Genomic DNA, 21082 nt, shown 5'->3' with positions numbered 1-21082 from the left:
TTTGGCAGTTAAAGCGTTTGCAGTAAAAAGGGCCGAAAGGCCCTTTTTTATTGTTGAGAATTCAATGAGAAAGCTCAAGGAAGGATGCGCGCGCCCTTTTCATCGAGCATATAGGTCAGCAGCGCCGTGCCGTCATCAGCCACCCGAAACTCGCCATAGCGCGCCTTTTCAAAACGCTCGGCATGACCTTCCTGAAAGAAGTAACTCGGCGTACCGATATTCAAACGGGCTCCAGACAGATGATATTGCAGCAGCCTCTCCTGCTTATGCAAAGGCTGCCCTTGGTCCATCACCGCGCTCACCGCTCGCCGCTGCTCATCCAGGGTGACAACCAATTTGCCATTAGAGGGGAGGCACTGTCCGCCGGTGGTGCGGCAGGTTTCACCCTGCTCATACAGTCCCTGCTGCAAGGGTTGAACCAGCGCATAGTTTAGCGCCATGTAATCCCCCTGCATCAGCGAGCGAGGGTCAACCGGCGCCAGCTCGAGAATAACCACCGCGCCGTGCTTGAGCAGTTGCTCCTTGTGATAAATAGAGAGGTTAGCCGCCGCGAGCACCAGCAGCACGACAGCTCCCGCCAGCCATTTCAGCCCTGATTTAGTTTTCATAAACTGCCCCCTCGCCTTTTGCTGGCAGTAACTTCTTCGCCGCCAGAGCCAGCCCCAGCAAGACCAACCCGGTCATCAATAACAGCAGTGATTTATGCAGCAGGCTGATGCCGAGGAAGTAGTACCAATAGGTGAGATAGATCAGCAGGAATGCGCCAGCCATCGCCAGCCACTCTTTGCTGCCCTGACGGCGCGCGGCCAGCAGCAGCAATAGTCCAAAGCCCATGCCCGGCGAGAACAGCGCCACGCCAGCACAAACGCAGGCGGCGGGCAGGTAAACCGCCGTCATTGGCGAGCGGAACACCACCGCCTGACATACTCCTGCCAGAATAAGGCCTGCCGCAATGCCCGCGCCCAAACTCATGGGCAAAAATATCGGCGCGGAGCTATTCCAGAATAAATCGTCGAGCAGGTCGGAATGCACGCCAGCGAGGCATAGCAGCATCAAAGCCGCCGGAATGCCATGCAGCAGGCTGAGGGTCAGCTCGCTGCGGGCCTTAGTTTGCGGCTGGTCTTGCCGGGCAATGACGCCAATCCACGCCGCCACAATCATTGCCACCACTAGCGACGTGGCTGCTGTCGCAACAGCGGGATGAACCTGTAAGCTCATCAGGTAGCCGAGCGAGAACACCAGAATAAATAAGAACGCCGTCACCGCCATAAAACGGTAGGCGCGGTTCGGCATGAAAATCGCCATCGCCGCCAGCACCGGCAGAAACCACAGCGAATCAATAATAAAGTGGCTGTTCCAGTCGGGATCGATAAATAGGTAAAGGCTAAAACATAGGCCATAGGTTGCGGCGATGGCCCACGCGAGGCCGATATGCTGTTGACCAATCCCCTTGGCGCGAAGCAGCCCGGCCGCCAGCGCGGCAATAATCAAGGAAGGCACCAGCAGCGTGATGCCATTCATCGAATCGAGCAGGTCAGTGGCGTACAGCAACAATGCCAGCAGGGCCAAAATAATCAGCGCGGCGGCCCAGCCCCCCAGAGCCAGCACCGCGCGCAGATACCAAGGCAGGTGCGAGGCGTGGTCGAAATTCTTCAGCTCGGCACTCTGCTCTTCACTCAATAACTGCCGCTCAGTCAGCTCGTGCAGCAGGCCGCTCAGGGCATCAGGCTTACTATCCTTCGCCTGCCTTTGATAAAGCTGTTTCCGCCAGTGAAGCAGCACCGCGCCCCCGGCCATCAGCCATAACATCATTAAGCAGCAGGCGAAAAACAGGCTGCCAAGATCCCAGAGACGGTCGAAAAGCTGCATGATAAGTATGCAGCCGATGAACACCACGCTAATTACGCCCAGCGTCAGCATGCATAAATCCGGGCGACGGTGGCGGTAGTAGAAATAGCCCACCAGAATCGTCATCGCCCACAGCAGTAAACCTAATTTAGTGCTGTAGTCCGCGGCGACGATGGCCTCGGCGGCCAGCGGCGTCAGGGTCAGCAATAGGTATGCTGCCATCAAACGCGGCAACCAGCGGCTGGTCAGCCAGCTATCGGGGCGGCGTTTTTGCGCATATTCCGCCAGAGCCTCACGCAGAATCAGGCAGCACGCCTGGATCGCAATGTAGATATAGAGAGTGGAGTCGCTGAACCAGCCGAGATTAGCGAAAGGTATATCGCTAAAGAAAGCTGAACTTCGGCCCACGTAATAGAGTTGGAAAGCCAGATTAGCAACCACCCAGAAGCAGAACCACAGGCCGTTCCGGCGGGCAATTAACGCCAGCGGCAACAGCACGATGGCCCACGCGCGGAACAGCTCCCAGCTATCGGCTCCGGTTTGATAGACCTGCCCATACAAGGCAAATAGGCCGCCAAAACTCAGCCCTAGCGCCAACAGGGCGGATTGCGCAACGCTGTCATACCAGCGCCACCAGACCACCACGGCCAGCGCGACTATCCACAATTCCACCACGGCGAACTTGGCCATCTTGGGCATCAATGCCCAGTTCCACGCAATGAAAAACACCACGCCGCAGGCCAAGGCTAAAAAGCCCAGCAGAGAGAGGCAAAGCAGGAGGAATCTGCGCCAGCCCGCAAGATCGGGCCGCACACCGCAGTAATGCAGAATTTTTTGATAGGCCGCCGGGCTGAGGCGATTTCCCTCAGACAAGGGGTTATTGCGAAGAGCTGAAAGGGAACGGCACAGGTTTTCTGCCGCCCCACTGGGCATTGCACCATGCTTATGCGACGACAAATCCATACTGATTCCCTTTCAGTGGCGATACTTAATAGAGTTTAGACCCCGTACTTCTGCTGGTAAGCACGCACGGCGGCCAGATGGTCGGCCATCTCCGTTTTCTCTTCCAGATAAGCAATCAGGTCTTGCAGAGTGATAATCGAAATCACCTTACAATGATAGTCGCGCTCGACTTCCTGAATCGCAGAAATATCGGCACGGCCGCGCTCTTGGCGGTCGAGAGAAATCAGCACGCCCGCGAGAGTGGCCTGATGCGCCGCGATAATCTCCATGGATTCACGGATCGCCGTTCCGGCGGTGATCACATCATCTACTAGCATGATTCGGCCCTGCAACGGGCTTCCCACTAGCAAACCGCCTTCGCCGTGATCTTTGGCTTCTTTACGGTTAAAGCAGTAAGGCACGTCTCGGTCGTGATGCTCGGCCAGCGCCACGGCGGTGGTGGTCGCAATCGGGATACCCTTGTAGGCTGGGCCAAATACTAAGTCGAAATCGATTTTAGAATCCATTAAGGCTTCGGCATAAAAACGGCCCAGCAACGCCAAATCGCGCCCAGTATTAAATAAACCGGCATTAAAGAAGTACGGGCTGATTCGGCCTGATTTCAAGGTGAATTCACCAAACTTCAAAACCTGTTTGTTTAATGCAAATTCAATAAACTGGCGCTGATAAGCTTTCATGGGGGTCTCCTGTCTACTCTGTTCTCAGTCGGTCGTCGGCCTTTAGGCCATAAAAAAGGCGACTTCTCAGTCGCCTTAAAAATTATTCCGCTAGCGCCGCTTTCTGCGCCTGGAAGATAGTGTCGATTCCCTCTCGTGCGAGGGTCAACAAGCTCAGTAGCTCTTCATGGCTGAACGGCTCACCTTCTGCGGTGCCCTGCACCTCAATCATGCGGCCATCTTCCATCATTACTACGTTCATATCCGTTTCAGCCGCAGAGTCCTCTACATACTCGAGGTCGCACAGCGCTTCACCCTTAACGATACCCACTGACACTGCCGCCACCAGACCTTTCATTGGGTTGGCTTTCAGCTTGCCAGCGGCAACCAGCGCATTCAGCGCGTCGGCCAGCGCCACGCAGGCGCCGCTAATAGAAGCAGTACGGGTGCCGCCGTCAGCTTGCAAAACGTCGCAGTCGAGCGTGATGGTGAATTCGCCGAGCTTTTTCAAATCTACGGCGGCGCGCAGCGAGCGAGCAATCAGGCGTTGGATCTCAAGCGTACGCCCGCCCTGCTTGCCTTTAGCAGCTTCACGGAAGTTACGCGTGTGGGTAGAGCGCGGCAACATGCCGTATTCGGCAGTGATCCAACCCTGCCCTTGGCCTTTAAGAAAGCGCGGAACACCTTCTTCAACCGTGGCGGTACAAAGCACTTTGGTATCACCAAATTCCACTAAAACTGAACCTTCAGCATGTTTGGTATAGTTACGGGTCAGTGTCAGGGGGCGCACCTGTTGTGCATTTCGGCCTGCTGGACGCATGGGTTGATCTCCGGGTCGCGAATCGTGTTTGGCTGCGCATTATACAGAAATTCACTCGCGTTGCATCTGGCGGGCGAGTGAGTAAATCGCCCGATAATATCTGTATAAAGAGCCTGAATATGCGCGCGGGTTTCAGGGAATGCCTATCATGACCCGCCCACGGAAGCTATAATCGCTCCATCTTTACATCAACAGGTACGCAGACATGATCCGTAGTATGACCGCTTATGCCCGACGTGAAATCAAGGGCGACTGGGGCAGCGCAGCGTGGGAACTCCGCTCGGTGAACCAACGTTATCTCGAAACCTACATCCGTCTGCCAGAGCAGTTCCGCAGCCTCGAGCCGGTGATCCGCGAGCGTCTTCGCTCCCGCCTGACCCGTGGGAAAGTCGAATGTAACCTGCGTTTTGATCTCGACCCAAGCGCACAAAGCACCCTGCAACTGAATGAAAAACTGGCTAAACAGCTGGTTGCCGCCGCCCAATGGGTAAAAATGCAGAGCGACGAAGGCGAAATCAATCCGCTAGAAGTTCTGCGCTGGCCAGGCGTGATGCTGGCCGAAGAGCAAGATTTAGATGCGATCAGCAATGAACTGCTGGTTGCGCTGGAAACCGCCATCGACGATTTCATCACCGCCCGCGAAAGCGAAGGCGCCGCCCTGAAGACGCTGATTGAAACGCGCCTCGACGGCGTCAGTGCTGAAGTGGTCAAAGTGCGCGCCCAGATGCCAAACGTGCTGCAATGGCAGCGCGAGCGTCTGGTCAGTAAACTGGAAGATGCGCAAGTTCAGCTGGAAAACACCCGTCTGGAGCAGGAGCTGGTGTTAATGGCTCAGCGCGTAGACGTGGCAGAAGAGCTGGACCGCCTTGATGCGCATGTAAAAGAAACGCATAAAATCCTCAAAAAGGAAGAAGCCGTCGGCCGCCGTCTGGACTTCATGATGCAAGAGTTCAACCGCGAATCAAACACGCTGGCTTCCAAATCCATCAATTCTGACGTCACCACCTCAGCCATCGAGCTGAAAGTGCTGATCGAGCAGATGCGCGAGCAGATTCAGAATATTGAGTGATTTCGCCCCCAACAAAAAGCCCGCTTTCGCGGGCTTTTTCATATCTGCTTCATGTGTAAAGCTCAGTTTTGCTTAGTCTTCCCAGCGTTTTAACAGCACGCAGGCGTTAACACCGCCGAAGCCGAAACCGTTGGAGAGCGCGTAGTTGATCGCGTAAGGCAGAGCTTTATTACCGACGATATTCAAACCTTCCGCCGCCGGGTCTTTATTGTCCAGATTCAGCGTTGGTGGCACGATCTGGTCACGAATAGCCAGAATGGTGAAGATGGTTTCAAGACCGCCCGCCGCGCCCAGCAAGTGGCCGGTTGCAGATTTAGTTGAGGTTACCGCCAGCTTGCCGTCGGTGCCGAACAGGGTTTTGATGGCGTTAATTTCACCGAGATCGCCCACCGGAGTCGACGTCGCGTGCGCATTCAGGTGTTGGATGTCGGATGGCTGCAAACCAGCCTGGCGCAGAGCAATTTTCATTGCGCGGCCAGCACCGTTGCCGTCTTCGGCGCCGGATGTCATGTGGTATGCATCGCCGCTGGTGCCGTAACCGACGATTTCTGCCAAAATTTTTGCACCACGGGCTTTCGCATGTTCCAGCTCTTCAATCACCAGCATGCCTGCGCCTTCGCCCATCACGAAACCATCACGCGCGCTATCAAACGGGCGAGAGGCTTTTTCAGGGTGATCGGTGTGGCCTGAGGACATTGCCTTGGCTGCAGCAAAACCACCCAGACTTACAGTATCGATGGCTGCTTCCGCGCCGCCGCAAAGGGCTACGTCTGCTTCATCGTTGCGAATCAGACGCACGGCATCGCCGATAGCCTGAACGCCAGCTGCGCAAGCCGTTACCGGCGCGCCAATTGGGCCTTTGAACTGGTGTTTAATCGAAACTTGGCCAGAGGCCAGATTCACCAAGAATGAAGGAATGGTGAAAGGCGACAAGCGTTTAGCACCACGGCTGTCATTCACGCGCACGGCGTTAGCAATCGCCGGGAAGCCGCCGATACCAGAACCAATAATGGTTGCGGTGCGCTCTTGCTGCTCTGCGGTTTCTGCTTTCCAGCCGGAGTCTGCAATGGCTTTATCTGCTGCGGCCATCGCAAAAAGAATGAAACGGTCCATCTTTTTCTGGTCTTTAGGCAAGACTGATTCATCGGGATCAAAGCCTGATTCCGGGTCCTGCTCTTTCGTTAAGACCTGACCGCCAATTTTCACAGACAGGGTTTCTACGATTTCATCAGGTAAAACGCGGATGCCTGACTGACCAGCCAGTAAACGCTTCCAGATGGTTTCAATGTCGCAGCCAAGAGGACTCACAGCCCCCATGCCGGTAATAACCACTCGACGATGAGTCATAAAACGTTCCTCTTTCGTTCTTAAAGTTCATATTGCCTTGCCGGTTTTTTATCGCAAACCAGCGTCGGCGGGATTATTGTCACCTTGAGTGACAGTATGTGATGAATTACGATTTTGTAAACTCGTAACCTGCAAATTTATGTATCCTTTCTTAATTCGAAAGGCTGCGCAGCACTAAACTTGTGATAGCTATCACGCGTTCTTCCAGTTGTTCAGGCGTTTTTTGCTCAAGCATCAACGGGTGGGAGAAAGGCGTCATCACGCTGGTTATCGCCAGACAGACTTCATCTAAAGGTGTCTTGCGCTCAAACTCTCCAGACTCGCGGCCATCTGTTACCACTTGCTGAACAATGCTGTAAAGCTCCGCGCGATGGTTAAGGGCAGATTTCCAATGCTGGGCTGCAGCTACGGCGGCAATGTCATGCAACTTTCTGTCTTCAAAGAATAAATCCAGGCTTTTCGTCATCAAGGCTTTAAAGATGGTGCGTAAGCGCAAAGTGGCAGTTTGGTCGCTGTCAGCAATTTCGCGCAATGCCAGCCCAATCTGCCCTACACGCTGGGAGCAGACCGCCTCGCCAATCGCCTGTTTTGATTCGAAAAACTTGTAAATATAGGCACTTGAGACACCAATCGCCTTAGCCAAGTCGGCCACCGAGGTTTTGGCATATCCAAAATGACGAAAATGGTCAAAAGCAGCATTGATTATCTGCTCACGTCTTTCATGTTCAGCTGGTCCGCGCTGCGTTAACGCAACTGGATTTTCAGGTTTCATGCATTCCTCCAGACGAGCATGTCAGTAACTCAAGGCAACACCAAACATCAATGTTATGAGTGATGATTTTTAATAATCGTAACCTGCACAGCGACTTTGCGCTACCGGTAAAGTGCAAAAGGCACTATGGAAGTTGATTGAAGGGGGATTAGGTCAGCCTATCGGGATAAAATTTCGATTTATTATTTCTAATGTGAAGATGGACCAATCTTTGTGTATCCTTTTAAAGAAAGGGATTATCTGTGCCCACGGATTATTTTTTATAATCCGATGAGCCATCTGTCAGAAAAACTCAATCGCTCAAACAATCAAACCTCTCTACTCTGAGCGCCGACCCACACTTCACCTTTTTTAAGACCAGCGAAAACTATGTTGCTTACCGTTCTTTATATCATTGGTATTACAGCCGAAGCGATGACAGGTGCCTTAGCGGCCGGACGTCGCAAAATGGATACCTTTGGCGTCATTATCATCGCTGCGGCGACCGCCATTGGCGGCGGTTCGGTCCGCGACATGCTGCTGGGCCACTACCCGCTGGGCTGGGTGAAGCATCCTGAGTACATTGTGATTGTGGCGGCAGCGGCACTGCTGACAACTTTCCTCGCGCCGCTGATGCGTCACCTGCGCCGACTGTTCTTGGTTTTAGACGCCCTTGGCCTAGTGGTCTTTTCTATTATAGGTACCCAAGTTGCGTTGGATATGGGGCACGGCGCCATCATAGCCTCGGTGTGTGCGGTGATAACCGGCGTCTTCGGCGGCGTACTGCGCGATATGATGTGCAACCAGATCCCGCTGGTTTTCCAAAAAGAGATTTATGCCGGTATTTCCTTCGCGTCGGCTTGGATATACATCGGTTTGCAGTACTTCTCTTTGCCACACAATTTGGTGGTAATTATCACCCTGCTGGTTGGCTTTATTGCCCGTCTGATCGCCCTGCGTTTCCGTCTGGGGCTGCCGGTATTTAACTATCCGCATTCCGATCACTGAAAAACCCAACTCAATTGCTATTCGGGCATACCTGTTAAATCAAAGGCAGGTATGCGCTGTTGGCCCAGAAACCCAGCCAACTCTTGGACGTCTGGGTGATGGATGAACGCTAAAATATCCCCGACTCTCTTTTTGCCAATTCCCACCGATTTTTGCCAACCTTCTGCCGTCAGGCTTTCAACTTCCCGCCAGTGCTTCTGAGTTGCAGCCACGTTCAGTGCAAAGGTGGGGAAGCCAATGGCCGAAAGCCACTGCCTGAAGGTTTTCTGTTTAGCGAGTTGCAACTCAGCATAAATGTTCTGCCCCTGCTTCGGACCTAGCCCAGGCAATGCAGCAATGCTCTCAGGCGTCAGACTCAACCAATCTGCCAAATCCGTCACTTTCTTATCATTCATCAGTGACCGCCAAGTGGCCTCCCCCAGCCCTCTCAATTTTAAGGCGTTCGGGCCACTCAGCCATGTGAGGCGAGATAGGAATTGCTGCTCGCAGCCCGCCGTGGGTTTAAAGCAGGTGAGCGGCGTGTAATCGTTCATGAGGATAGCATCTGAGTTAGGCCGCTGCTTCACCCGCCAAACAACCTTCTCCAGCACGGGTATACCCTGCCCGGCCAGAACAATAGAAACGTGGTCGCCCGGCGCGAGATCCCACTCCCGAAGCTTCTGTGGAGAACCAATACTGACTTTTGTGACCCTTTTGTCATCAAGCTTTATCGCTTTGAGATGCACGATCACCGTCAGTTTGCCTCGCCTGCCGACCAGCGTTTCAATACTCCTGATTTCGGCAAGCTGGGCCTCGGGCGGGTATTTCCAGGCAATTGCCCAGTCTGCCGTATTATTTTTCCAATAGCGGCCAGCGGGTTCTTGCCCCTGCCTCACCACCACGCCGTCTGTGACAAAAGGCAAAGGCTGGTTGAACCACGCCTCTCGCCAGTGGGCTATATCCTGAGAGGTGGTCACTGGCTGGGAAAAGGATTCCGCGAGAGGGAAACCTAATTTTGTCAGCTCGCTGAGCCTTACCTCCATTGTTTTCGGCCCATCCGGCCAAGACCAGATGAACAGTCCCAACTGGCTTAAGGTCGCTGATGGAGAATGGCGCATCATGGCACCCGCGACTTTCGAGCGAGCATTCACACCCCCCGACTCTTTCTGTTGATGACCGTTCATCAGCAGAAACAGCTCACCTTGCAGAGTCAACTGTTCGCGGGTGTCGGCAATCTTCGGCAAAATAGCGGGAATAAATGCCGCTTTGGATGTCCAGTTCTGCCCCATCAGGCCATCGCCACGGCTCATTAGAGAAATCAGCTTTCCTTTCTGGTAAACCAAAGTCACAGCAACACCGTCTATTTTCGGCTGCACCCAAAGGTCTTGACGACCAATGATCCAGCGAGCCAGAGCCGATTCGTCGCGCAGCTTCTTCAATCCGGTATGAGCAAAAGGATGCTGAATCAGAGGGCTTGAGGCTGAAGAGGCGTCGCGCGGTGGGTTAGCCTCAGAGAGTGGCCGGCCCGCGCATCGCAGCCAGTCACTCTGCTTATGGCGCAAACTGTCGTAGGTCGCGTCGTTTATCAGGCTCTGCCCATATTGGTGATAACGCGTATCCCAATGTAATAGCTGCTCGGTCAGCGCCTGAGTTTCGAGGTCTAATCGTGACTGAGGCCAGTCTGGACAGCTGGCAAAACTCTGGGTTGGCAGAAAACACAGCAAGAGCAGCAATTTAACTATCCGGCGCATCGGCACCTCCTTGTGGGCCTGACTTAAACCCAGTGAGTAGACATCGAACTGCTTTGTCCCGCCATCGCCGATGAAAAAGCTTGCGATATGCATTCCTGACATTCGACTTTGTTGCTGCAACAGGAAAAAATTTTGGAATCCATCGTGGAAAAATGACTTTTAGCGCTGTTTTATCCACAGATGTTGCGATGAAATACGTCTCAACGCTGCACCAGAAGCGGCTAGCGTGTATACTGTGCGGAAGATCACTCTTCGCACACTTCCTATCAACCTATTCAGTTGAAACGTCATCATGGTCCAAGGCACGCTATATATTATCTCCGCACCCAGTGGAGCAGGTAAATCAAGTCTGATTCAGGCTTTGCTGAAAACTCAGCCTCTTTACGATACTCAAGTTTCCATTTCCCATACGACTCGCGCAGTTCGCCCGGGAGAGAAACATGCAGAACACTATTTCTTCGTCTCGAAAGAAGAATTCTGCGAGATGATCGCTAAAGATGCTTTCCTCGAACACGCTGAAGTTTTCGGTAACCACTACGGAACTTCGCGCGAAGCGATTGAGCAAGTTCTGGCATCAGGCGTTGACGTGTTTTTGGACATCGACTGGCAAGGCGCGCAGCAAATTCGTAAAAAGATGCCGCAAGCGCGCAGCATTTTTGTATTGCCGCCGTCGAAAGACGAACTGGATCGCCGCCTGCGTGGCCGCGGACAGGATAGCGAAGAAGTCATTGCTAAACGCATGGCGCAAGCCGTCGCGGAGATGACCCACTTTGCTGAGTACGACTATTTAATTGTGAACGATGATTTTGATCTGGCTTTATCGGATTTAAAAACCATTATTCGCGCCGAACGTCTGCGTCTGAGCCGTCAAAAGCTTCGCCATGACGGATTAATCACCAAACTATTGGCAGACTGAAGTCACTTTCAGTATTATGCCCAGTCTTTCGTCACCCTGTGGAGTAGCACATATATGGCACGCGTAACTGTTCAAGACGCTGTAGAGAAAATTGGTAACCGTTTTGACCTGGTGTTGGTGGCTGCTCGTCGCGCACGCCAGCTGCAATCTGGTGGTAAAGATCCACTGGTTGCTGAAGAAAACGATAAATACACTGTTATTGCCCTACGTGAAATCGAAGAAGGTTTGATTACTAATCAGATCCTCGACGTTCGCGATCGTCAGGAGCAACAAGAGCAGGAAGCCGCAGAGATTCAGGCAGTGACTGCCATCGCTGAAGGCCGTCGTTAATTAACGAAACGGATCTCACTTGTACATCTTTGAAAGCCTGAATCAACTGATTCAAAAATACCTGCCAGAGGAGCAAATCAAGCGCCTCGTGCAGGCTTACCTCGTCGCGCGGGACGCGCACGAGGGGCAGACTCGCTCGAGCGGTGAACCTTACATTACTCACCCGGTAGCGGTAGCCTGTATTTTGGCTGAAATGAGGCTCGACCACGAGACTCTGATGGCGGCGTTATTACATGACGTCATCGAAGACACGCCTGCGACATACCAGGATATGGAGCAACTGTTCGGCAAAAGCGTTGCCGAACTGGTCGAAGGCGTTTCAAAACTGGACAAGCTGAAGTTCCAAGATAAGAAAGAAGCGCAGGCGGAAAACTTCCGCAAAATGATCATGGCGATGGTGCAAGACATCCGCGTCATTCTGATCAAACTCGCTGACCGTACCCATAACATGCGCACACTGGGCTCTTTGCGCCCGGATAAACGTCGCCGTATTGCCCGCGAAACGCTGGAAATTTACAGCCCGCTGGCACACCGTTTGGGTATTCACCATCTGAAAACTGAGCTCGAAGAGCTAGGTTTTGAAGCCCTGTATCCAAACCGTTATCGCGTCATTAAAGAAGTGGTGAAAGCCGCTCGCGGTAATCGTAAAGAGATGATTCAGAAGATACTTTCTGAAATTGAAGGGCGTCTGACCGAAGCCGGAATTCAGTGTCGGGTGAGTGGTCGCGAAAAGCACCTCTATTCTATCTACTGCAAGATGCACCTGAAAGAGCAGCGTTTCCATTCCATCATGGATATCTATGCATTCCGGGTCATCGTCAAAGAACTCGACACCTGCTACCGCGTGTTAGGCCAGGCTCATAGCCTGTACAAACCGCGCCCGGGCCGAGTCAAAGATTACATCGCCATTCCAAAAGCCAACGGCTATCAATCTCTGCATACTTCACTCATTGGCCCCCACGGCGTGCCGGTTGAAGTGCAAATCCGTACCGAAGATATGGACCAGATGGCCGAAATGGGTGTTGCCGCTCACTGGGCCTACAAAGAGAATGGTGAAAATAGCACGACGGCGCAGATCCGCGCCCAGCGCTGGCTGCAAAGCCTGCTTGAGCTCCAGCAAAGTGCCGGTAACTCATTCGAATTCATTGAAAGCGTAAAATCAGACCTCTTCCCTGATGAAATTTACGTCTTCACCCCAGAAGGCCGCATTGTTGAACTGCCTGCTGGCGCGACGCCTGTCGACTTCGCCTACGCAGTTCACACTGACATCGGCCACGCCTGTGTCGGTGCGCGCGTCGACAGACAGCCTTACCCGCTTTCGCAACCACTGACCAGCGGCCAGACTATCGAGATCATTACGGCACCTGGCGCGCGTCCTAATGCGGCATGGTTAAACTTTGTGGTGAGCTCACGCGCTCGCGCCAAAATCCGCCAAATGCTCAAGAACTTGAAACGTGATGACTCCGTTTCACTCGGTCGCCGGTTGCTCAATCACGCATTGGGTAGTGGTAAAAAGATTTCCGACCTGCCGCCAGAAAACATCAAAAACGAGCTGGATCGCATGAAGCTCACCGCGATGGATGACCTGCTGGCTGAAATCGGCTTGGGTAATGCCATGAGCGTGGTGGTTGCCAAAAATCTCATGGGCGACCAGTCGTCTATGGCGAGCAGCGGCACGCGCAATCTGCCAATCAAAGGCGCAGATGGCGTACTGATCACCTTCGCGAAGTGCTGCCGCCCTATTCCTGGCGACCCGATTATTGCCCACGTCAGCCCGGGTAAAGGTCTCGTTATTCACCACGAATCCTGCCGTAACATTCGCGGATACCAGAAAGAGCCTGAGAAATTCATGGCTGTAGATTGGGATGACCAAGAAACAGACCAAGAGTTTATCGCGGAAATCAAAGTTGATATGTTCAATCATCAGGGCGCGCTGGCGAACCTGACGGCTGCTATCAATGCTGCCCAGTCGAACATTCAGAGTCTGAGTACCGAAGAAAAAGATGGACGGGTTTATAGCGCCTTTATTCGCCTGACGACCCGCGACCGCGTGCATCTGGCAAATATCATGCGCAAAATCCGCATCATGCCGGACGTGATTAAAGTCAGCCGTAATCGAAACTAGCCGTCATGACTCCTGAACGTTATGCGCGCATCTGCGAAATGCTTGCAGCCCGGCAGCCAGACCTGACGGCATGCATGGAAGAAGTGCATAAGCCGCATAATATCGCCGCGGTTATCCGCACGGCAGATGCCGTTGGCGTTCACGAAGTCCACGCGGTTTGGCCCTCAAGTCGCATGCGTACGCTGGTTTCCTCCGCTGCAGGAAGTAACAGCTGGGTGCAGGTGAAAACTCACCAAACCATTGAATCCGCCGTCGCCAAAATGAAAGCGAAAGGGATGCAAGTGCTGGCCACTCACCTTTCCGACAAAGCGGTAGACTTTCGCACCATCGACTACACTCGCCCGACCTGCATTCTGCTCGGTCAGGAAAAAACCGGTATCAGCCCCGAAGCCTTAGCGTTAGCCGATAGCGATATCGTTATCCCCATGGTGGGCATGGTTCAGTCGCTGAATGTCTCCGTCGCCTCTGCACTCATCCTGTATGAAGCACAGCGCCAGCGGCAAAATGCCGGGATGTATCAGCGTGAAATCAGTCCGTTAGCTCACAAAGAGCAGCAGCGCCTGCTTTTTGAGGGGGGCTATCCTGTATTATCTAACGTCGCGAAACGCAAAAAACTTCCTCGCCCGCTGATCGACGAAACCGGGCAAATCGTGGCTGATGACGAATGGTGGTCTGCAATGCAAATGACGGTTAAAAGAAGATGAAGGGCCGCCTGCTCGATGCCATCCCTCTGACGTCGCTTTCCGGCGTTGGGGCTAGTCAGGCTGATAAGCTGGCTAAACTCGGCCTCGAAACCATTCAGGACTTACTGCTCCACCTTCCCCTACGCTATGAAGATCGCACCCGCCTCTATGCCATCAATGACCTGCTTCCGGGCATTTTTGCGACCATAGAAGGGGAAGTATTGCGCAGCGACATCAGCTTTGGCCGACGCCGAATGCTGACCTGCCAGATTAGTGACGGCACGGGCATGGTCACTTTGCGTTTCTTCAATTTCAATGCGGCAATGAAAAACAGCCTCGCTCCCGGAAGGCGCGTTACCGCCTATGGCGAGATTAAGCGTGGCACCATCGGCGCAGAAATCATTCACCCTGAATATCGCATTCAGGGCGAAAATAGCGAAGTCGTGCTGCAAGAGTCTCTGACTCCGGTCTATCCGACGACGGAAGGTATCCGCCAGGCAACCCTGCGTAAGCTCACCGATCAAGCCCTTGAGCTACTCGACACCGTGCCGATTGCCGAACTGCTGCCCGATGAACTCAGCGGGACGCTGATTTCACTGCCGAAAGCCCTGCATCTTCTGCACCGGCCGCCCCCAGATATTCAGTTAGCCGATTTGGAAAAAGGCCAGCACCCCGCGCAGCGCAGGCTGATTATGGAGGAGTTACTCGCTCATAACCTCAGCATGCTCGCCGTCCGGGCCGGCACTCAAAGCTATAAAGCCTTGCCGCTTAAGCACGATGACCGCCTGAAAGATAAGTTTTTAGCTTCGCTGCCTTTCAGCCCTACCGGCGCGCAGCAGCGCGTGGTGGCCGAAATCGAACAGGACTTAGCCAAAAACTACCCGATGATGCGATTAGTTCAGGGCGACGTTGGCTCGGGTAAAACACTGGTTGCCGCACTGGCCGCGCTCTGCGCCATTGCGCAAGGTAAACAGGTTGGGCTGATGGCGCCGACGGAGCTGCTGGCCGAACAGCATGCCAATAACTTCCGCCAGTGGTTCGAACCGCTGGGTATTAAGGTGGGCTGGCTCGCTGGAAAGCAGAAAGGCAAAGCCCGCCAGGCTCAGCAAGAGGCTATCGCCAGCGGCGAAGTTTCCATGGTCGTCGGCACGCACGCCATATTTCAAGAGCAGGTCCTCTTCTCCTCTCTCGCCTTAGTGATTATCGATGAGCAGCACCGTTTCGGGGTTCATCAACGTCTGGCGCTGTGGGAAAAAGGCAAACAGCAGGGATTCCACCCGCACCAGCTGATCATGACCGCCACGCCCATCCCGCGAACGCTGGCGATGACTGCCTATGCCGACCTTGATACCTCCGTCATCGACGAACTGCCGCCGGGCCGAACGCCGGTGACCACGGTCGCCATTCCAGACACTCGCCGCAGCGATATCATTGCGCGGGTGAAAAGCGCCTGTGAGCAGGAAAATCGTCAGGCTTACTGGGTGTGTACGCTGATTGAAGAGTCGGAAATGCTGGAAGCCCAGGCTGCCGAAGCGACGTGGGAAGGCTTAAAAGAAGCCCTGCCCGAACTAAAAATTGGGCTGGTTCATGGGCGAATGAAAGCTCAAGAAAAACAGGCGGTAATGCTGGCTTTCAAGCAGGGCGAAGTGCAATTACTGGTCGCCACCACGGTGATTGAAGTAGGGGTTGATGTACCAAATGCCAGCCTGATGATTATTGAGAACCCTGAGCGACTAGGTCTGGCGCAGCTTCACCAGTTGCGCGGGCGCGTCGGCCGTGGCGCTGTCGCCTCGCACTGTGTGCTGCTGTATAAAACGCCGCTGAGCAAAACGGCGCAGATTCGCCTGCAAGTGCTGCGCGATAGCAACGACGGCTTTGTGATTGCTCAACAAGATTTAGAAATTCGTGGGCCGGGCGAGTTACTGGGCACCCGACAAACCGGCAGTGCAGAGTTTAAAGTGGCAGACTTACTGCGCGATCAAGCGATGATCCCCGAAGTGCAGCGCATTGCGCGTTACCTGCAACAGCAGTTCCCGCAACATGCACACGCGCTGATTGAGCGCTGGCTGCCTGAAAGAGTGCGCTACACCAACGCCTAGATGAGTTAAGTGCCGTCCCTGGCACTCAATCACATCACGCCACGCTTGGGAAAACAGGCAGCAGTAAGAACAGCTTGATGACAATCGCGTTCGCGATATCAATAAAGAATGCTCCTACCATTGGAACCACCAGAAACGCCAAATGCGACGGGCCAAAACGGTTGGTGATCGCCTGCATGTTGGCGATCGCGGTCGGCGTTGCTCCCAGACCAAAGCCACAGTGTCCCGCCGCCAGTACCGCCGCGTCGTAGTTACGCCCCATCACCCTGTAAGTCACAAAAATCGCGTACAGTGCCATCGACAGAGTCTGAACGCCGAGGATTGCCATCATCGGCAGCGCCAACGACGCCATCTCCCACAACTTCAAACTCATCAAAGCCATCGCAAGGAACAGCGAAAGGCTGACGTTACCCAGTACGGAAACCGCGCGGTCGAAGACGCGATAGAACCCCAACCACGCCAGCAGGTTACTGAGGATAACCCCGACGAACAGCACGCAAACAAAGGTCGGGATTTCGAAGGCCGAGCCTTGCAGCAGCTTGGAAACGTGAGTGCCCGCCGTCAGGCAGATAGCAATCAGGGCAATGGTTTCCAGCAGAACCATTGAGCTTATCATGCGCCCGACGGCCGGTTTTTCGAATGCGCTAGGGTCAGCCGCGTCGTCCGGCGTGCCGTTGGGTGTCGAAGAGTGGCTCACCAGATAGCGCGCTACCGGGCCGCCAATAATGCCGCCCAGCACTAAGCCGAAGGTGGCGCAGGCCATCGCGACTTCGGTGGCATTCTCAAAGCCGTATTTCTCTACGAACAGCTTGCTCCACGCCGCCCCCGTTCCGTGCCCGCCGGAAAGGGTGATAGAGCCAGCCAGCAGGCCCATCAGCGGGTCGAGACCGAGCAGTTTCGCCATGCCAATGCCGATGGCGTTTTGCAGCAGCAGTAACCCGAGCACCACGAATACCAGCAAGGCCAGTGCCTTACCTCCCGCCCGCAAACTCGCAAGGTTGGCATTCAGGCCGATGGTGGCGAAGAAGGCCAACATCAGCGGTTCTTTCAACGACATATCAAAACTCACTTCCCAATCAAAGAGTTGGTTAGCAAGTAAAAGTAAGAAAGCCACCAGCAAACCGCCCGCAACGGGTTCGGGAATGGTGTACTTTTTAAGGAAAGAGATTGATTGGACGCACTTACGGCCTAAAAGGAGGACTAACGTCGCGGCAACCAGCGTGCCATAGGTATCGAGATGAATCATTGAAATGCTCCATGTGTGCAAAAATCCATAATTATTATTGAGTTATAAGAACTCCGGATCGCTGTTGTTTTCTTGAGAGGGAATTAGAAGTCAGATAGGCAATTCAGTGCAAGAAAAACAGTGTCAACGTGCGACGAGAATTAGCGTTTTCTCTCAAAAATTTGGTTTCGCAATCGATTGCTTTTGGAAAGGTTTTCATGAAAAATGCCCGCTTTGCCGCTTTATGGACGCCCAAATCATGAGTACGCAATCTGCCGAGACAGACGCACAGCACGCCGAACTTTCCCGCCCACAGCACAGTGAACTGATTTATCGCCTTGAAGATCGCCCGCCGCTGCCGCAAACCCTGTTTGCCGCCTGTCAGCACTTATTGGCGATGTTCGTGGCCGTAATCACCCCCGCGCTGCTTATTTGTCAGGCACTCGGCCTGCCGGCGCAGGATACTCAGCACATTATTAGCATGTCGCTGTTTGCGTCCGGCCTCGCATCCATTTTGCAAATTAAAACCTGGGGGCCGGTCGGCTCCGGGCTGCTCTCCATTCAGGGCACCAGCTTTAACTTTGTCGCGCCGTTAATCATGGGCGGTATGGCGTTGAAAAACGGCGGCGCGGATGTCCCAACCATGATGGCGGCGCTGTTCGGCACCCTAATGGTGGCGTCCTGCACCGAAATCATTCTTTCCCGCTTCCTGCATCTGGCCCGCCGGGTGATCACGCCCCTGGTGTCGGGCATTGTAGTAATGATTATCGGCCTGTCGCTGATTCAAGTTGGCCTGACGTCAATTGGCGGCGGCTACACGGCGATGAGCGATCACACCTTTGGCGCGCCGAAGAACTTGCTGCTGGCCGCCGTGGTTCTGGTAGTAATTATCCTGCTCAACCGCCAGAAAAACCCTTACCTGCGCGTCGCCTCGCTGGTGATCGCAATGGCCGTGGGCTACGTCGCCGCGTGGTTGATGGGCATGCTGCCAGACTCGGCTCCGGCGACACAGACCAATCTGGTTACGCTGCCGACCCCGCTGTACTACGGGCTGGGCTTCGACTGGAACTTACTGATTCCTTTGATGCTGATTTTCATGGTGACCTCGCTGGAAACCATCGGCGACATTACCGCCACCTCTGACGTTTCCGAGCAGCCGGTCAGCGGCCCGCTGTATATGAAGCGCATCAAAGGCGGCGTATTAGCCAATGGCCTGAACTCGATGCTTTCAGCCGTGTTCAACACCTTCCCTAACTCCTGCTTCGGCCAGAACAACGGCGTGATTCAGTTAACCGGCGTTGCCAGTCGCTATGTCGGGTTTGTGGTGGCATTGATGCTGATCGCGCTGGGCCTGTTCCCCGCCGTGGCGGGCTTTGTGCAGCATATTCCTGAGCCGGTGCTGGGCGGCGCGACCATCGTGATGTTCGGTACTATCGCGGCATCCGGTGTGCGCATTGTTTCCCGCGAGCGCCTGAATCGCCGGGCGATTATGATCATGGCGCTCTCTTTGGCCGTCGGCATGGGCGTTTCCCAGCAGCCGCTGATTTTGCAATTCGCCCCGGACTGGCTGAAAACCCTGCTCTCCTCGGGTATTGCGGCTGGCGGCATTACCGCCATTGTGCTGAACCTGATTTTCCCGCACGAAAAATAAACATCCGCTGTAACCCCTGCAACTGCGGCGAGAGGTCTGGAACCCTCGCCGCATTTTCTTGTCTCTGTCATGCTAACCTATTGAGAAAGGCCACTGTTTACGGCATAAACAAGGTACTCTTACACTCCTTTCCCGACGGATACGGATTTAGACGATGAAATTTATCGGTAAAGTTTTGCTGACATTAGTCCTGCTGTTGGTGCTGGCGGTTGTGCTGCTCTATGTGCTGTTGCAAACGCGCTGGGCGGCGACGCAAGTCAGCCAATGGATCACTGGCAACAGTAACTACCACCTATCAGTCGGAAAAATAGATCACGGCTGGTCAGAACCAGGCCGCATTGTGCTCAATGATGTGACATTGGGGGCCAAAAACCAGCCGGACGCGCTGAATGCGGCACAGGTAAATCTCGACCTGAGCTGGCGCCAAATCACCGATCCCAAATTCTTCGATCGCATCACGCTCATCAACGGGCGTCTCAATCTCAACCCTTCCGCGTTGAATTTGCCGATTCAGGCCAACACGCTTCAGTTGAGCAAAATGGCGCTGGTCGGTGATGTGAACGACTGGGAAATTGATGGCCAAAAAGTGAATGCTGGCATCTATCCTTGGCAGCCCAAGGCCGGGCGCGTGCTTGGCGAAAATGCCGAGTTCCAGCTTAGTGCCTCTGCGCTGACCCTCAACGGCATTCCTGCTGAAAACATTCTGGTTCAAGGTCAGATTAACAATAATCAACTCACGCTGAACAACTTCGGCGGCGACTTGGCTCGCGGCCAGTTAACCGGCAAGGCAAGCCGAGCGGCAGATGGCAGTTGGACTATCGACAACGTGCGTTTGAGCAATGTCCGCCTGCAAACCGCCGAGCCGCTGTCGGTGTTCTTACAAGACGCCCACAAGTTACCAAAAGTCAGTATTAAGCGTTTTGACCTGATTGATGCTCGCCTGCAAGGGCAAGACTGGGCGTTCAGCGATGTCGACCTGTCAGTGAAAGATGTCAATCTGCAAGACGGTGACTGGCAGAGCGAAGATGGTGAAATCTCACTCAACGCCACCGAGATGATCAATGGCAGTCTGCATGTCATCGACCCGTTAGTGAATTTGGACCTTTCGCCGCAGGGCATCGCCATTCGCCAAGTGAGCGGGCGCTGGGAAGGCGGCCTGCTGCGCACCACCGGCAGCTGGACTCGCGCCAACAAGCGCTTACAGTTAGATGAACTGACGGTTGCCGCGCTGGAATACACTTTGCCGCAAAACTGGCGCCAGCTTTGGCTGCAAACCCTGCCGTCTTGGCTGTCCGAGGTGTATGTCGGCAAGTTGATGACCAACCGCAATCTGATCATCGATATTTCGCCGCAGTTCCCCTTCCAGCTCACCGCGCTCGACGGCTACGGCAGCGATTTACTTCTGGCCCGTAACCACGAGTGGGGCATCTGGTCCGGCAAACTCAACCTTAATGCCAGCGACGCAACCTTCAATAAAGTCGACGTTCGTCGGCCCTCTCTGGCACTGGAAGCCGCAGACAATCAGGTCAAAATCACCGAAATGAGCGCCTTCACTAAAGAAGGTCTGCTGGAAGCCACGGGCAACGTTGACCAACAGCCGCAGCGCAATTTCTCCCTCAATCTGACAGGGCGCGCCGTGCCGTCGAACGTGTTAGAAAACTGGGGATGGCCTCACCTGCCGCTAGAGGGCAATGCTAACTTGCAGCTCAATCTGCAAGGGCAGCTTCCGGCGAATGTCGATTTCAAACCGACGCTCAACGGCAAGCTTCACGCCCTCAGCGCCGATGGCAAGCAAATCGACCAGCAAATGAGTCAGGGAATAGTAGCAGGCAGTAACTGAATGACTTCCAGTCACTTACAC

17 protein-coding genes are annotated in these 21082 nt (G+C 54.1%); 9 read left to right on the top strand and 8 right to left on the bottom strand.

The genetic code is table 11. The features are described 5' to 3' along the window. Positions 1–74 precede the first annotated feature (74 nt). The 4 genes from V2154_RS21945 to rph form a co-directional block, all read right to left on the bottom strand. Positions 75–608, bottom strand: coding sequence for a GDYXXLXY domain-containing protein (locus V2154_RS21945; protein WP_353503815.1), 534 nt, complete (start codon positions 606–608; stop codon positions 75–77). Then, a complete protein-coding gene (locus V2154_RS21940) occupies positions 598–2811 on the bottom strand; it encodes a DUF4401 domain-containing protein (RefSeq protein ID WP_353503814.1) in 2214 nt (737 codons plus the stop codon). Before V2154_RS21940 ends, V2154_RS21945 begins: the two co-directional genes overlap by 11 nt. Positions 2812–2846: 35 nt before the next feature. After that, on the bottom strand, positions 2847–3488 hold the full coding sequence (gene pyrE / locus V2154_RS21935; RefSeq protein ID WP_353503813.1) for an orotate phosphoribosyltransferase: 642 nt from the start codon (positions 3486–3488) through the stop codon (positions 2847–2849). Positions 3489–3570: 82 nt separating this feature from the next. Beyond that, positions 3571–4287 (bottom strand): ribonuclease PH, encoded by a 717-nt coding sequence (gene rph, locus V2154_RS21930; RefSeq protein WP_100935162.1) that lies wholly within the window; start codon positions 4285–4287, stop codon positions 3571–3573. Between the two features lie 205 nt (positions 4288–4492). Between rph and V2154_RS21925 the strand changes: the two genes are divergently transcribed. Next, positions 4493–5356, top strand: a complete 864-nt coding sequence (locus tag V2154_RS21925; protein ID WP_034794491.1) for a YicC/YloC family endoribonuclease — start codon at positions 4493–4495, stop codon at positions 5354–5356. A gap of 72 nt (positions 5357–5428) precedes the next feature. Here V2154_RS21925 and fabF read toward each other — a convergent pair whose 3' ends face one another. Both fabF and V2154_RS21915 read right to left on the bottom strand, forming a co-directional pair. Next, positions 5429–6703: a beta-ketoacyl-ACP synthase II gene (fabF, locus tag V2154_RS21920; protein ID WP_353503812.1), complete on the bottom strand. Its 1275-nt coding sequence runs from the start codon at positions 6701–6703 to the stop codon at positions 5429–5431. A gap of 151 nt (positions 6704–6854) precedes the next feature. Further along, the gene (locus V2154_RS21915) at positions 6855–7475 is read right to left on the bottom strand and encodes a TetR/AcrR family transcriptional regulator (RefSeq protein ID WP_353503811.1); all 621 of its coding nucleotides are present in this window, start codon (positions 7473–7475) and stop codon (positions 6855–6857) included. A gap of 369 nt (positions 7476–7844) precedes the next feature. Between V2154_RS21915 and V2154_RS21910 the strand changes: the two genes are divergently transcribed. Then, a complete protein-coding gene (locus V2154_RS21910) occupies positions 7845–8462 on the top strand; it encodes a trimeric intracellular cation channel family protein (protein ID WP_034794484.1) in 618 nt (205 codons plus the stop codon). A gap of 17 nt (positions 8463–8479) precedes the next feature. On the opposite strand, the gene ligB is transcribed toward V2154_RS21910, so the two are convergent. Further along, positions 8480–10192 (bottom strand): NAD-dependent DNA ligase LigB, encoded by a 1713-nt coding sequence (gene ligB, locus V2154_RS21905; RefSeq protein ID WP_353503810.1) that lies wholly within the window; start codon positions 10190–10192, stop codon positions 8480–8482. A 292-nt stretch (positions 10193–10484) separates the two neighbouring features. Here ligB and gmk point away from each other — a divergent pair, with 292 nt between their 5' ends. The 5 genes from gmk to recG are packed head-to-tail and all read left to right on the top strand — an operon-like array spanning position 10485 to position 16345. Further along, positions 10485–11108, top strand: a complete 624-nt coding sequence (gmk, locus tag V2154_RS21900) for a guanylate kinase (protein WP_353503809.1) — start codon at positions 10485–10487, stop codon at positions 11106–11108. A gap of 54 nt (positions 11109–11162) precedes the next feature. Then, the gene (gene rpoZ / locus V2154_RS21895) at positions 11163–11438 is read left to right on the top strand and encodes a DNA-directed RNA polymerase subunit omega (RefSeq protein WP_034794481.1); all 276 of its coding nucleotides are present in this window, start codon (positions 11163–11165) and stop codon (positions 11436–11438) included. Positions 11439–11457: 19 nt separating this feature from the next. Further along, the gene (spoT, locus tag V2154_RS21890; RefSeq protein ID WP_034794480.1) at positions 11458–13563 is read left to right on the top strand and encodes a bifunctional GTP diphosphokinase/guanosine-3',5'-bis pyrophosphate 3'-pyrophosphohydrolase; all 2106 of its coding nucleotides are present in this window, start codon (positions 11458–11460) and stop codon (positions 13561–13563) included. A 5-nt stretch (positions 13564–13568) separates the two neighbouring features. Then, positions 13569–14267: a tRNA (guanosine(18)-2'-O)-methyltransferase TrmH gene (trmH, locus tag V2154_RS21885; protein ID WP_353503808.1), complete on the top strand. Its 699-nt coding sequence runs from the start codon at positions 13569–13571 to the stop codon at positions 14265–14267. Beyond that, a complete protein-coding gene (recG, locus tag V2154_RS21880) occupies positions 14264–16345 on the top strand; it encodes an ATP-dependent DNA helicase RecG (protein ID WP_353503807.1) in 2082 nt (693 codons plus the stop codon). The genes trmH and recG overlap by 4 nt, the downstream gene beginning before the upstream one ends. Positions 16346–16379: 34 nt before the next feature. Here recG and gltS read toward each other — a convergent pair whose 3' ends face one another. After that, complete coding sequence (gltS, locus tag V2154_RS21875) at positions 16380–17591, bottom strand: sodium/glutamate symporter (RefSeq protein ID WP_353503806.1); 1212 nt, start codon at positions 17589–17591, stop codon at positions 16380–16382. 238 nt (positions 17592–17829) lie between these two features. Between gltS and V2154_RS21870 the strand changes: the two genes are divergently transcribed. Both V2154_RS21870 and V2154_RS21865 read left to right on the top strand, forming a co-directional pair. Further along, positions 17830–19221, top strand: coding sequence for a nucleobase:cation symporter-2 family protein (locus V2154_RS21870; RefSeq protein WP_353503805.1), 1392 nt, complete (start codon positions 17830–17832; stop codon positions 19219–19221). 154 nt (positions 19222–19375) lie between these two features. Next, on the top strand, positions 19376–21061 hold the full coding sequence (locus tag V2154_RS21865) for an AsmA family protein (protein WP_353503804.1): 1686 nt from the start codon (positions 19376–19378) through the stop codon (positions 21059–21061). Positions 21062–21082 lie beyond the last annotated feature (21 nt).

Source organism: Ewingella sp. CoE-038-23, assembly GCF_040419245.1.
GTDB classification, from domain to species: domain Bacteria; phylum Pseudomonadota; class Gammaproteobacteria; order Enterobacterales; family Enterobacteriaceae; genus Ewingella; species Ewingella allii.
The sequence above is the reverse complement of the archived record's forward strand: the minus strand, read 5'-3'. Positions and strand labels throughout refer to the sequence as shown.